The following is a 13,950-nucleotide window of genomic DNA, read 5'->3' on the forward strand; positions in this document are numbered from 1 at the left end:
TGGATCAAATTTTTGTTATCGGGTAAAGAAAATGGCACGACTTGAGTTTTATCTTTAGGACTATTCTTTTTCCAGCCGTAATATCCAAAACGTCTAAAGGATAAGTAGTTATTATCGCAACCTGCCTGGCTTAGAAAGTCCTCCGCATCTTCTGGCAGAAAACTTGTGGAATTTTCCAAACTTATGCTGTCCGGTTTATTGTACGATTTATTATTCGGTTTATTTCCCCATTTGTTACTCGATTTGCTGTTCAACCTCGATCATCCCCTCTGCAAACCTCTTGATCCAGCTTAACAGGCCCATCGTCTCCCAAGTCATGCGTTTGTACCCATCCCGGCTCTGCACCGTAATGACTTCCATAAATTCCCTGTTGTCTTCACCCACAATCCCTTGTTGCTTTAGCCAGCAAAAAATCGTCATATACAGCTCATTATGCGCAAGACCTTTTTTCTTGGCATAGAGGAAGGCAATGGCTGCCCCGAAGCCGTTGATTTGAATCATAGAAGGAAGCGAACGAGCCAGGCTTCGAAATTCCTTGAGCGTTTTTTCTTGTTTGTTGCTTGGATCTTCACAGAACGTCTTGACCCGGTCATAAGCATATGCCGCTCGTTCATTGTCCATTTGTCTGGGCATGAAGGGCACCTCCCGAAACGAGCTTTACGGCAACGAATCCTTTTCCTAAGGTAAGGTTGGCACCGATTTGAAAAGTCGCGGGTATCCAATTCTCAATCGTATTCGCAATATCCTCGGCTTTCTCACGAACGGCTGGAGTAGGATCGGCACTTTTGGAGGGTGCCTGGTGCTCGTCGGAGATAAAAACCAGACTGTACATAAGACTCTCGGACGGCAAGTACTCTTCGTTGAATAAGGCCGTACCTTCGACTGTACCCGTTTCTTTATTAATCTTGATGCGAGTCACTATTTCCGTCGACAGCCGAACAAAATCGGAGAAATCATCATCCGATACCACAATCGCATGGCTGATCAAATGCTGCTTCACCAGATCACTGGCGGGAAGCATTTGCAGTAGACGCTTCAGGAAGGCGGTTAGCTCGCCTTTTTTCTCCTTTTCCACTGTAAAAACATATTCCTCCATCATGACCTTGCCATCCGCTTCAAGCGCGGAGTTCTCCGTAATCACCGGGAGCGTATCCAACGACAACTCTTCGGAAATTTCGATTTGAACGAGTCTCATGTCATCCAGAAAACGCTTGATCACCATGGGACACGTTACCCACGCGAATACGCCCTTGACCGAACGAACCGGAAAAAAGAGCAGCCGGACATCGGAAAACGATAAAGCGGAAGCGTAAAGCTCCGGCTGGCCAACAGGCCCGAAAAACCGGTGCACGTCAACGTCAGAAGCCCGTTGCTCCACGGCGCGCCGCAAGCTTCCCTTCAGACTGGAAGCTTCTACTTTCGGAAAACCCGTATGCCCCTCGCGTTGAATAGGTAAATCCACAACTCCCAATTGGCTGCCTTCTCCCGCATGCATAGAGGTCAGCACTTGAAAAAACAGGGCTCTCGATTGTTTATACATTTAACACGCCTCCTTGTTCCGCTCCTATCGTTCCTACGAGACTGTATCCGTATCCTCTGTCGCAATAACGCATACGATCCCAATTCCGGTAAACAAACCCGTATCCTTCCCGGTAATCGCTCACACACTTCCGATGAAACAGCTTCACGGCATCCTTGAATTCACCTTCGATAATTTCAAAGAAATACACACTCCCCGCCGGAACCGCGTAACGCATTTCCTTGGGCTGCCTTTTCTCCATGGAAAAACCGCCGACCGCCACATGCCGGCCTATTGCCGCACTTAGAAGCCGGACGCGAATGCGGTGCTTTTTATAGGCAAAAACCCCTTCCTTCGTAACGGGGTCGATCCACCACGGCAGCCATCCTTGCTTGAAAATCGCAGGCGCGGCCAAATACAGCTTGAAGTAACGGGAAGAAGACGTCACTGGAGCAAACGATTCCTCTCGCTCCAACCTGCGTATGCTGGCCGCCCTGGCCTCTCCGCCCAGCTTAATGGAAGAAGAGGTATCCACGGAGACGCCTTCCGCCTCCACGACCAGGCTGCATCTCCGGTTGCAGGCGTCAACGGGGCGCACCTTCTCGATGGAGTACCATAATCCGGATCGGGAGGCTCCCGAAGAGCGGTCGATCTGGATGCCGACATGACCTTCCCTTTTAACAAAATCCGACAAAGATAGGCAGAGTGCTTCCCAATCAGCGCCTTCCAAATACCGGCTCAAATCAGCTTCCTCCACATATCCGCCCCCTCTGGGCTCTACTTCCTTATCCCCCGTGAGAGTAACAGGCGTTAAGCAGTACGGAAGAGGCGAGCTGCCGACAGGTGACGGAACAAGACTCAGCCTCTCCAGTTTGAAGGAAGGCGACACCCATGTGTCCAGGGGCCTGGGCAAGAGAAGTCTTCCATCGACCATCAGCCCGCTGAAACCGATTTTTAATGCTCTGCTGATCACCGAACTGCTTCTGCCAGGGGTAGTGTCCGCATAACGCAGCGCTCCCGCATACACGGAAGGAAACGGCGGAAACAGGCTCGAAGCACTCTGGCTCAGATCGGCATCGAACGGAGAAGCGTTTCGGAAGAAGAATGTATCTACCGCATCAATGGCATAGAACATGACGAAACCTCCCTGGAGATAAATGCGACGAATTGCAGGAAAGAGCGGAACTCAACCAGATTGTTATCGAAATGCCCGAAAAGACCCGCCAAAGCATCCACCTGGCTCTTCCGCTCCTCTTTGCTTATTGATGACGCGCTTCGTTGAAGGGTCTGTTCGATCAACACCCGAACAAGCGGGCCTTGCTCGGGTGCGGCCTGCAAGGATAAATGGTTTAAAACAGCGCTTAGGTTATGCAGGAAGGAAGTAGAGTACTTCTTGTCGCTCAGGGCAAGCACAACATGATGGAACTGCCGCAAAATATCCCCGTCCTCTCCAAAGCTGCTCTTGATCACAAGCTGTTCGCCACTGCGCTTGACAAGACCGATGGCAAAGGAGTTTTTCTCCTCACGCAGTTCCTTAGCCTGACGTTCCATCTCCCCTGTTTTGGCAAGCATCATGCCAAGAGGCTGCATCAGGTGAGCGATGACAATTCCGGCTGAGAAAGTCAAGGGTTGCGGATGTCCGGCAGGCGCCTTGACCTTCGCCATAAATTCTTGTCTGAGCCGAAACAAAACCGAGAAGAGCCGATTCACAGGCACAAAGCCGAGGAAATCCTCTCCGCCCGCATAAATGCAAATTCCGCCGTGTTCCGAAATAATCTCACGCACTTCGCCGGCAAAATGGCTGGTCTCCCGGCTTAATTGCTCCTGAATGTACCGTTCGGCATAATCGCGGTACAGTCTTCCCATACCGTCGCCGTCAAACTTCAGAAGGGCGTAGTAGGGACTCACTCTCTTGTCTGTCACTTCCATGTAAATTTCTTCGGCAAGATCGATATGATCGGACAGGTATTCGTCCGGAAACAATTGTTGTCCATTCTGGAGGTCGAAGATGGCTTCCGAAGCTTCGTCCTTCAGCAGCTTCAATTTCTCCCGATGCTCCTCCCCCAAACCGTCTTTCAGAAGCATATAAGCGACCGACGGTATATTCAGGCTATATCCCGGAAGGGCTTGCTCTTCTTCGAGCAGGTGCAACATACGCTTGACGAAAGCTACGGCAGACAGCCCTTCTCCGGGCTTTATGGCATATTTGCATGCTTCTGTCTTGGTAACATCAATCAAGTGTTCTTTATTAATAAAAGACGGCAGCTTGCCGTCGTTGCCGTCGCTTTTGCTTTTAACAAAAATGGCGTTATATTCGGGGTATAGATCGCACTTGCGTCCGCTTGGCTCGTCCGTCTGGGTGAATCCGCGCAGTCTTTTGATGTTGCTCATGCTTTGATTCACCTTGCTGTAGGCGAGGGAATAGCTGCTTTCTTCCTCGAAAGCCCAATACACCTCCAGAAACCGCTCCAGTTGATTCATAGCGGCTTGATTCGGCGTGACCTTCGTCTTTTTAAAAACGTTCTTGCCTATCTCGACGAATTGCCTGCGGACAAATCCACTAAGTTCTTGCCCCAGTTTTTTCTGATCTTCAAGACTGTATCCGTTTACTTTGGCGATCAGACGGTTCGGAATGTTGCTTTGAACCGAAAGCGGAAAAACAATCTCCGCCTCGGGATGCCGTTCATGAAGCTCTTCATAAACCATTCTCATCAAATACGAGAGCAAATAGCTACCCGCGTATAAATCCCTCGTTTTTCTGGAAGGCTCGATAAACGATTTGACCGGACCGATCGTAAACAAAAATAACGTCGTCTTCAAAACGTTCCCCCCTCAATAAAGGAGATCATTTCATTTCGTTCTTTGTGGTCTTTGTCGAGAGGAGTATTACCATCTACAACCGCTTTTACAAATGTATAAACCGGCAGCAATTCGCCCTTGCTTGTCCTGGTTACACTTATCAGCAGAGAGGATGCGAATTTTGATCCCTTATAAGCGTACCCGGTCGCAAAAAGATTGTTTTTCGGCGGAGATAGTTTTATTTTATGTGAAGCTAAATCTACCTCTAGCAGAAATTTATTTACATTATTGATGGGTTTACCTAATCGAATTTTCTCGATTACGGGACGATTATGCCGGCTCCAATTCTCATACCGCTTCGGATGGAAGCGAATGATATCCTTCTCTAACACGTAGGCGGGAGAGGCGGAATTGTCGGTAGTGGCATTGAGAAGATTCAGTTGTTCCGTCACCCAGGGAAGCAAGGTTTGACGTGTCAGGCTCGGAACAGAGCCTTCCGCACTGATAATGGCGGAGCAGCCTCTACCTCTGCGGCTTCTTTTGCCCATTCCACCTAGAATGAAAGAGAGCAGGATTAGATTTCGATAAAAACCCATCTCCTCGCCTTTGTTTAAAAACTTGCGAAGTACGATGGAATAGGTTTCTTTTTCGGGATAGCACTCGGCAATTGGTTTACGACCAGCCTTTTGATGCAGCAACAACAGCTTCCGTTCCGTTTTCAATTCTCCGGCAACAAGTTGCAGCCGGATAGGAGAGGCATGCTTCTCCGCATCCCCGAACAATCGGGCTTCTTCTTCATACAGTTGTTGTGTATCGAGTGTTTGGTTTGAAATTCTGTACACATATCTCATCAGCGCTTTAAGCTCCGAGGCGCGTAATTCCGCTTTTCTCGTATCCATTCCGGAACTGAACATTGGTGTAATAAGCTCACAATTCAGAGTTTCTTTGTTCACGAGCCACTCTCCCCGTCCCTTTTCTCTGAAAACTTTTTGTTAAACATATCTACATAAGCCTTATGCGGAAACAGCATCGGATTGTTGATCAGCATCAGCAATTGATTCAATTGAAAATTAAACGACAGCAGCGATACCTCCCGGTTTTTTTCGTTTTTCCTAATATGGATTTTATAATCGTCGATGGAATCTTTGTTGCTGCAATCTGCAATCATTTCCTTTGAAGAACCATTATGATTCAGAGCACGATACCAATCTGCCAATGTTTCCAGCTTGCTGTTTCGGTGAACGTGTATTTGGCACGAGTCGTAATCTGCCTGCAGAGTGAAATCAAAATGCTCCATATTCTTGCTATGCTTGTGATCCAGACAGCAATAAATCAGGACAGGCCGGGTTGCGGTTTGGGTTTGAGGTTTATTGTCCATCCCCCCGGTAGCAACATACGAGTGCATTCTGGCGATGGATTGACGAGAGGTTTTCAGGTTTTTAATGCTATCGGTCCAATTTTTCAGGGAATCTTCGTCCGCAGACAAGCTTTTACATTCTACCGCAACCGCCACAGCTTCGATGGGAATAAATTTGAGCCGCCCTTTGCGAAAAATGTACGGCGTGTACATTTCATCCAGAATGGCGAGATCCACTTCGTGAGATACTTGGCCTGCGGAATCAATGATGAACACCGACTGCTCCACCACGAATTTCTTGGGAATGAACTGGATGAATAACTCCTTCCAGATGTCTTCCCGGAATCCGCCTATGGTCGTCCCATGATTCTTATATTTGAAAAACAGCTGACTCACCGTGGCTCGTTCCATTTCGACATAATTATGCAAAATCTCATCAATCATGACAGTGTCTGGCGTATTTGTTGGATTTTTCTGCGTGGACCCCATATCATTCTCTCCTGTCTACATACAATAATATACAAAATGATACCATGTTTCGGGAGATGGATATGTTATATTTTGTCGATTAGGGATGGGGATTTTTTTGGGGGAAGTTACCCGAAAGAAATAGTTCTTGGAGTTATGAATCTATCCAGCCTATTTCTACTCCCTCACTGCTATGATAAGCGATAAGAGTTTGTACAAACTTTTCTTTTAAAAGTGGAAGCTGCGCAGATCTGACTCCATCAATCGGTAGGCAAAGTCTCGTGAAATCTTTCACAAAAAAATATGTTTCCGGTTGTTCAGCTTATGGATATTGACATGCGCTGAAGAGCAGCGGGGTTGCCTTGGTACTCGTTGTTCGACTTTCATATCTTCCATTGGCTTTTGAGTGAATATCTTACACGATCATCTGCTGCACTCTTTTTTGTGAATGATAATACAGAGTGCGACGTGCATCAAGCCTGGTACGCAACCACGCTCATCCAAATTTCAATCCACGCACCCATACAGGGTGCGACTTGAGGATCTAAAACCAATCGCAAACGAATTTATCAGCATTTCAATCCACGCACCCATACAGGGTGCGACCATAGCTCGTGTGATAAGCTCCCATTCCTGTTCATCTAATTTCAATCCACGCACCCATATAGGGTGCGACCGTATAAGTAAACTTGCCGGCGGCCTCTTTAGGATCCTATTTCAATCCACGCACCCATACAGGGTGCGACGAGCAGCCCTCAAGTACGTATTACAAAGGCGGTAACTTTATTGCAATCCACGCACCCATACAGGGTGCGACTCCAGGGCTGACGTTGAGGCTGAGTCAAGAGGTATTGCAATCCACGCACCCATACAGGGTGCGACGGCTGCTTCTTTTCCGGTGTATCCCATGACAAGAAAAATTGCAATCCACGCACCCATACAGGGTGCGACTCCGTTTTTCATCCATTATATGTAATATTACATCTTGCTAACAAAAATAACGTACAATCTAAAACTTTTATTCCGAATAAAAATTACCATTTTATGAATTAGGGTGAATTTCATGGATAAAATTTGGTGCGAATCCCCCTAGTATTTTATGTTCGCTTCCTATTCGCACTAGAAAATAACTGAACTTCAAGAACAAGCGGTCTCTTAAGGTCGATGAGTTCTGACATGATTTATACCAATTGTCTAGTCGATAAAATCTCAAGCATTCGTGTTCTGGATTCATAGCTTCAATTTTCTTTATTATTAGCATAGCAAATTATACATCGTCAACAAAGCATTAAAAACGGAATTCCAGCCAAGCTGACTGTAATTACACATAGCTTCGACACTTTTTATTATCTCCTTAGCAGAACTCCGAAATTTCTGCTAGTCTGCTAGAGTGCATTTCATAATAATACAGTCGTTTTCCAAATTTAAACATTCTCCTTTTCAAAAAAATATCTACAGAATAATCAGCAATATTATTCAGGGTCTAATTCATTTGGTTATTTCGTTTTAAACCCTGTTCAATTTGCTGACGTACTGTCCTCCGTCCAAATATTTTTTGAGATAACACCCTCACCAACATAACAACCGTATTCGGCAAGTACAGACGAGTCCGTAGCAAGAACATTTTTAAGAAATAAAGTCCCGTTCTGATCTCTCTTCTTCCCTGTTAAAAAACACAAAAGCGCCCAGCCTCCCGCTCTGCATTCGCCGATAATTCCATATACGTTTCCGCTTGCAAATTCATAGGAGAAATTTTCAGAGTAATCCCGCATCTGTCCATAGTTAGCTAACTTGGGATCGCTCAAAACCGTCAAATCCAGTACTCCAACCATCTCGATGGACTGCATCATTGTTTTAGAGGCTGCCTCTCTCAACTTAACCAATCTTGAATCGGATTCGTTTTGTCTAAATTTAGAAGAAAAACAAAAAAGACCGGCCATCCCGAAGGTTACCCCTCAAGACTTCCGGTCCTATATCTGTTCATACCACTTTCGGCTTAGATTGCGCCGTTCCGCTGCCCGCGTGCTTCCTTCTCCTGCCCCGCTTCTCCGCGTAATACGTTACGGCGACGAATACGCCCATCATGGCCGAATAAACGGCGATGACTCCCAGCGGATTCGGGCTTGCGAAGCTTCCGCCCCCTCTTCCTTCTCCGAGGTGAAAGCCGCCCGGACCGCCTCCGCCTTGAGGCGCCCCGCGCTCTTGCACGCCGGAGCCCCGTCCCTCGCCGGACGATTCGCTGGCGGTTCCCGAACCAGCCCCGGTGGAGGAGAGCTGCCTCTCCCCGTCAAAGCCGTCGGGCGGCTGATTGTCCCCACCGACGGACGTGCTCTGCGGCCGCTGCCGGCCGCCGCCCTCCTGCATCGCCGGAGAAGATGCGGCCGTGATGCCGAGCACGCTTCCGACTCCTTCCAGGCGGGTCAAGTAATTCGTCGTGTACATTTCATAGACGCCGAATGCAACAATGGCTGCAGCCGCGATTTTAGCCGCCGCAGCCCCTGCTTTTCCCCGAAATCTCTCGGGAAATATCCTGCCCGTCACCTGGATGACCCACTGCCAGTGCATCCCCACGTGGACGCCGATCAGAACCAGCACGAGGTAAGAAATGCTGATATGCGCCATTTTGAACCAGTGTTCCTCGCCGAGGTGTATTCCCCGGAATACGACTTCGGATATCAGAATGCCGCTTACGATGATGAAGGTCATCGTGACAAGCAGCAGAACATTGAGCAGATAGCCGAAGCGCGTTTTTCCCGGCAAGTTACGGTCCATGATGCGCAGGGTTACTTTCTTCACCCACTGCAGGTTCAGTAAAATATGGGTCAGAAAAGCGAATGAAATCGCCAGCCCCGCTAACTCGTGAAACGTCAGTCCGCCTAAAACTCTCTTATTAAACAATAAGACCAGCGTAAGCCCCATGACGCTATCGAGCGTTAATTTTATGAAGGTTATTTTTTTCATGGTTCATGTCTCCCGCACCCGCTACTTTTCTAACCTTTTTTATTGTCGTATATCTCTATAGATGGCCGTCAGATGGTCGTCAAAATATCTCCCTGCCGGACCTTCCTACGCCCTCAGCCGCTCGCGTTGGAGCTTCCAAGCCTCGGCTTCCTGCTGGTACACGAGATTTTTCAGGTAGGGAAGAAGCTGTGAAGCAAGCTCCTCCCGTTTCAGCCCGATTTCCAGCACCGCCTTGAGATAACCGAGCTTATCCCCGATATCGTAGCGGTTCCCGGCCAGTTCCAGAGCCAGCAGTTCCTCTCGTTTGGCGATTTCATGCAGCGCATCCGTCAGCTGGTATTCGCCCCCGGCTCCTCTCTCGATCGTTTCCAGAATCGGGAAGATCGTCGGCTCCAGAATGTACCGGCCCATGACGGCCACATTGGAGGGAGCGCTGCCGAGAGACGGCTTCTCCACCAGACCCGCTACGCGGTGAATCCGGTTCCTCCCTCCGGCCGAGTCGATGATGCCGTATTTGTCCACCTCGGAGTCCGGTACGGGTTTGACCCCGATCACCTGTCGGCCCGTCTCCTCATAGAGGTGGATCATCTGCCGGAGTGCGGGCGGGTCAGAGACCATGATATCGTCCCCGAGCAGGACGGCGAAAGGCTCGCTGCCGATAAACTGTTTCGCGCACAGAATGGCATGTCCGAGTCCGAGCGGCTCCTTCTGGCGGATAAAATGAATCTTCGCCATCTCGCTGATCGCCTGCACTTCTTTCAGCAGCTTCATTTTGCCTTTCTCGCTTAAAGTCTGCTCAAGTTCAACCGACCGGTCGAAGTGATCCTCGATAGACTTCTTGTTGCGCCCGGTTACGATGATAATGCTTTCGATCCCGGACTGGACCGCTTCTTCCACGATATATTGGATGGCCGGTTTATCGACAATCGGCAGCATTTCCTTGGGCTGTGCTTTGGTCGCGGGCAGAAAACGCGTACCCAGCCCCGCTGCCGGGATAACCGCTTTTTTGATCGTCATGACTTTTCACTCCCTGTAGGTGTTGGTGAGCGGAAAACCCAGTATCGGCTCCCCGCATAGTTGATCCATGAGCTGGCAAATGTTGCCGCCAGTTTGCCGGTTACGAGCGGCCAGCCCAGCCCGCTGTGCGCCCACTGGAGCAGAACCGTCGATACGGCAAGCGAAATCAGATTGATCAGGAAAAATCTTGCGATTTCCCGGGTGCTCCGCCCCGTCCGGCTGCGGAAAGTCCAGCTCCGGTTGAGAAGATAGCTGTTCAGCACCCCGATCAGGCAAGCGATAACCTGTGCCGTCAAATAGGGCACGCCCGCTGCCGTTAAGAGCAGGAAGGCCGCGAAATCGACACCGGTGTTCAGCAGACCGACCAGCCCGAACTTCACGAGCGGCATCAGACGGTTACCCCGGCTGCCTAATCTATCCGGACTGCTCAGTCCGCCCTGGTTACTAAGGTTCCTAGAGTTACTCATAACCGGCCAGCCTCTTGGGCATCGGCCCTTCTTGCTTATGGAGACCGTGGCATTCCCTAACGATATAAAGCGGTCTTCCTTTCGTTTCATCGTAGATACGGCCGATATATTCGCCCAGAATGCCCAGCATAAGCAGCACAAATCCGTTAAAAATGAGCAGGATGCTGACAACCGACGGCCAGCCCTTTAACGTCGCGTCCGTAAACAGGGCGAGGTATACCACATAGAGAAGGTAGAGAAATCCCGAACCCGAAAGCAGAACCCCAAGGTATCCGGCCAGCTTCAGAGGCTTGTAAGAGAATGACGTAATGCCGTCCAAGCTGAGCTTGATCATCCTCTTCAGCGGATACTTCGTCTCTCCCGCAAGGCGTTCGTCCCGCTCATACTCGATCGCCGTCTGACGGAAACCTACCCAGCTGACCAGCCCGCGGACAAAGCGGTTGTTTTCGGGAAGCTTCTTCATCTCGTCGCAAACTTTGCGGTCCATGAGCCGGAAATCTCCCGTATCCACGGGTATATTGATGTCTGTCGACGCCTGGAGCACGCGGTAAAACAGGCTGGCCGACCATTTCTTGAATAAGGTTTCCCCGCTCCGCTTCACCCGTTTCGCATAGATGACTTCATAGCCTTCCTTCCACTTCTCGATCATCTGCAAAATCAGCTCCGGCGGGTCCTGCAAATCGGCGTCGATAATGATGACCGCATCGCCGGAAGCGTAATCCATGCCGGCCGTAATCGCGATCTGGTGACCGAAATTGCGGGAAAAATCGATCAGCTTCACCGTTTCGTCCCAGGTACCGTACTCCTTGATGATTTCAGCGCTCCGGTCTCTGCTCCCGTCATTGATAAAAATCAGCTCGTAGGTTTCGGAGGTTCCGCTCATCACCACTTTCAGGCGTCTGTACGTTTCCTGAATGACCGCTTCCTCGTTATACATCGGAATGATAATCGAATACCTTACCTTCTGCGTCATGACGCGTCCCCTCCACCCTCTATGGTTACTTCATACAGAGTCATGCTTCCGCCGCGGCCCCAGTCATCGCCGTTTGCCGCACTGGTGCCGGTTTGTGTCTGAGTAGACCCGGACTGCCATTCTTCGGACGAAATTTTCTTGCCGTGCTGCGCGAGCCATTGAGCCAGCTCCGCATTGCCTCCGCGTCCTCCTCCGCCTTCGGAGATAAGGAAATATTTTAATTTTCCGCTTTTCACCATGTCCTCCAGTTCGGCGGTCGTATAGACCGGATCATTGCCCGAGAATCCCCCGAGCGTGATCACTTTTTCCCCTTTGTCGATGATGTAAGGCGCCGCTGTATTATAGTCGGATGTTGCGAATAAGTACGTCGTGCCGCCGATGCGGGCCTTCATGTAAGCGAGAAGCGCTTCGTTTACGCTTCGGCCTCCCATGCCGCCTTCCATTGCACCGGGGGCTCCCCAGCCTCCGGCGCTGCGGTCCGTTTCGCTGCCGGTGCCTCCTGCCGAAGCGTCCGGGCCGTCTGTTTTGCCGGCTTCCGGAGCTCCCGGGTCCGTGCCCCGACTTCCGCCGTCACCGTTCTGCGAGCCGAAGCCTGCCCCATCGCGGCTACCGCCGCCGGGCATCATGCCTCCGCCCGGCCCTTGACCCATCGCGCCGCGGTCATTGCCGCCGGAAGGTCCCGCCTGCGGAATCATGCTATTGAGTCCGTAAGTAATCGGGGTCGCCGCCCAATAGGCCGGTCCGATGAGCAGAACGAGAAGCCCCGCAACGGCTGCCGCATAAGAGAAGCGAGTTGTCCTGAATTTCAGGGCAATAAGCAGAATCGCCGCCGCCGCGCCAGTCAGGCCGACGCCATAGGTCCAACCGCTGCCGATTGTACCGTTGTAAGGCGCCATAATAAACACTTGAAATGCCGCCGTCGCCGCCACAGCTGCCGGAAGCAGCCAGGAGAGCCACCCCGATTTGCCGCGGTACGCGCTCCACAGCTCGGACCAGCCCGCACCTGCAAGCCCGGCGATAGGAGGCGCCAGCATGATCAGATAGTAGTGGTGGAAGAAGCCCGCCACACTGAAGAAAGCCATCCCCGGCAGAAGCCAGGCGAGCCAGAACAGGCTCTCTTTATGCTTCCGGGTGAAGTTGTTCCGGCGCAGGCCGGCGAGCAAGGCGACGGATGCCAGGGCCGCGAAAGGAATCATCCAGCTCGCCTGGCCGGACAGCGCCGACTGGAACAGGCGCAGCGGGCCTTTCTCGCCCGTGCCGAACATGCCGCCGCTGCCGCCTCCCGGGCCTCCGCCGAATCCGGGCGGCTGGCCTTGGCCGTCTGCGCCTGGAGCGCCCGGTGCGCCAGGCATTCCGCCGCCGTCGGCTCCATCCGGCACAGCCGCGCTGCCGCCCGGCAGCGGGGCGCTTCCCGCGGCACTCTGGCCGCCGGTTGTTCCGGCGCTGCCGCTGTCCGAGTCCGCAGCCCCCGGCGTCATGCCGCCGCCGGCGTTGGCGCCATCGTCAGCCGCACGGCGCTCTCCCATCGGCATACCGCCGCGGTCACCGCCACCGCCCGGACCGCCGCCCTGATTGCCCGTCAAACGCGAAACGCCGTTGTAACCGAAAGCCAGCTCCAGGACGGAATTGGTTTCGCTGCTGCCGATGTAAGGCCGCTCACTTGCCGGAATGGAATCCACGATGACCGCCCAGGAGACGGAAATCACCAGCATAAGGGCGATTGCGCCGGACAGTACGCCGGCTTTCTTTTTCCAGGTGCTTTTAAACGCGAATAAGTAGAAGAGAACAAAGGCAGGCAAAATCATATAAGCCTGAAGCATTTTCATATTAAAACCGAGTCCGATAAGAGCAAATGCGCCAAACAGACTGAAGACGCTGTTTCGTTTAATGGCTCTGAACAGAAACCAGGTGCCGAGAAGAAGGGTAAAAACAAGCATACTATCAATGTTGTTGGTCCGGCTGACCGCAACCGCAACCGGTGTACACGCCATAACGAGGGCCGCTATCCTAGCCGCCGCCGTTCCGAAGGAAGGTTTAACGAGCAGGTAGATCAGCAGGATCGACCCGACGCCCGCAAGGGCCTGAGGCAGAATGACGCTCCAGCCGTGAAGGCCGAAGATATAGGCGCTCACCGTTTGAATCCAGAATGTTACCGGCGGTTTGTCGACGGTTACGGAACCCGCCGAATCGAGGGAACCGAAGAAAAAATTGTGGAAGTTTTGCAGCATACTCGCTACGGCCGTCGTATAGTACGTATTGGCGTATGTATCGAGCCAAATGTTGTAGGTGTTCAGAAAGACGCCGAGCAGTAAAATGAAAACTAACGGAAGATCGACCCGGAATCGTTTGGTGCTTATCATGGTTCTCCACTCCTTAATTGTCTATTGCG

General features: G+C 51.3%; 12 protein-coding genes and 1 CRISPR repeat array. All 12 genes read right to left on the bottom strand.

All coding sequences use genetic code 11. The annotated features are described in order from the left end of the window. Window positions 1–234: 234 nt before the first annotated feature. The 12 genes from cmr5 to AC2TF6_RS21530 all read right to left on the bottom strand — a co-directional run bounded on the left by cmr5 (window position 235) and on the right by AC2TF6_RS21530 (window position 13,921). Entirely contained in the window at window positions 235–633 is a 399-nt protein-coding gene (gene cmr5 / locus AC2TF6_RS21475) for a type III-B CRISPR module-associated protein Cmr5 (protein WP_491308416.1), read from the bottom strand. After that, window positions 611–1,540, bottom strand: a complete 930-nt coding sequence (gene cmr4, locus AC2TF6_RS21480; RefSeq protein WP_491308417.1) for a type III-B CRISPR module RAMP protein Cmr4 — start codon at window positions 1,538–1,540, stop codon at window positions 611–613. The genes cmr5 and cmr4 overlap by 23 nt, the downstream gene beginning before the upstream one ends. Beyond that, window positions 1,533–2,654 (bottom strand): type III-B CRISPR module-associated protein Cmr3, encoded by a 1,122-nt coding sequence (cmr3, locus tag AC2TF6_RS21485; RefSeq protein WP_491308418.1) that lies wholly within the window; start codon window positions 2,652–2,654, stop codon window positions 1,533–1,535. The genes cmr4 and cmr3 overlap by 8 nt, the downstream gene beginning before the upstream one ends. Continuing rightward, window positions 2,630–4,339: a type III-B CRISPR-associated protein Cas10/Cmr2 gene (gene cas10 / locus AC2TF6_RS21490; RefSeq protein WP_491308419.1), complete on the bottom strand. Its 1,710-nt coding sequence runs from the start codon at window positions 4,337–4,339 to the stop codon at window positions 2,630–2,632. Before cas10 ends, cmr3 begins: the two co-directional genes overlap by 25 nt. Continuing rightward, window positions 4,336–5,271 (bottom strand): RAMP superfamily CRISPR-associated protein, encoded by a 936-nt coding sequence (locus tag AC2TF6_RS21495; RefSeq protein ID WP_491308420.1) that lies wholly within the window; start codon window positions 5,269–5,271, stop codon window positions 4,336–4,338. Before AC2TF6_RS21495 ends, cas10 begins: the two co-directional genes overlap by 4 nt. Beyond that, window positions 5,268–6,164, bottom strand: a complete 897-nt coding sequence (locus AC2TF6_RS21500) for a DUF6602 domain-containing protein (protein ID WP_491308421.1) — start codon at window positions 6,162–6,164, stop codon at window positions 5,268–5,270. The genes AC2TF6_RS21495 and AC2TF6_RS21500 overlap by 4 nt, the downstream gene beginning before the upstream one ends. A 483-nt stretch (window positions 6,165–6,647) precedes the next feature. Beyond that, window positions 6,648–7,094: a CRISPR direct-repeat array (repeat unit 32 nt; unit sequence ATTTCAATCCACGCACCCATACAGGGTGCGAC). A 566-nt stretch (window positions 7,095–7,660) separates the two neighbouring features. Beyond that, complete coding sequence (locus AC2TF6_RS21505) at window positions 7,661–8,083, bottom strand: hypothetical protein (protein ID WP_491308422.1); 423 nt, start codon at window positions 8,081–8,083, stop codon at window positions 7,661–7,663. A gap of 40 nt (window positions 8,084–8,123) precedes the next feature. Further along, window positions 8,124–9,104: a DUF4405 domain-containing protein gene (locus AC2TF6_RS21510; RefSeq protein ID WP_491308423.1), complete on the bottom strand. Its 981-nt coding sequence runs from the start codon at window positions 9,102–9,104 to the stop codon at window positions 8,124–8,126. 105 nt (window positions 9,105–9,209) lie between these two features. Further along, window positions 9,210–10,121, bottom strand: coding sequence for a UTP--glucose-1-phosphate uridylyltransferase GalU (galU, locus tag AC2TF6_RS21515; protein ID WP_491308424.1), 912 nt, complete (start codon window positions 10,119–10,121; stop codon window positions 9,210–9,212). Continuing rightward, window positions 10,118–10,588 carry a GtrA family protein gene (locus AC2TF6_RS21520; RefSeq protein ID WP_491308425.1) on the bottom strand — a complete coding sequence of 157 codons (471 nt, stop codon included), beginning with the start codon at window positions 10,586–10,588 and terminating at the stop codon, window positions 10,118–10,120. The genes galU and AC2TF6_RS21520 overlap by 4 nt, the downstream gene beginning before the upstream one ends. Next, window positions 10,581–11,561, bottom strand: coding sequence for a glycosyltransferase family 2 protein (locus tag AC2TF6_RS21525; protein ID WP_491308426.1), 981 nt, complete (start codon window positions 11,559–11,561; stop codon window positions 10,581–10,583). Before AC2TF6_RS21525 ends, AC2TF6_RS21520 begins: the two co-directional genes overlap by 8 nt. Next, entirely contained in the window at window positions 11,558–13,921 is a 2,364-nt protein-coding gene (locus AC2TF6_RS21530; RefSeq protein WP_491308427.1) for a glycosyltransferase family 39 protein, read from the bottom strand. The genes AC2TF6_RS21525 and AC2TF6_RS21530 overlap by 4 nt, the downstream gene beginning before the upstream one ends. Window positions 13,922–13,950 lie beyond the last annotated feature (29 nt).

The sequence above is a fragment of the Paenibacillus sp. JNUCC 35 genome, assembly GCF_058269095.1.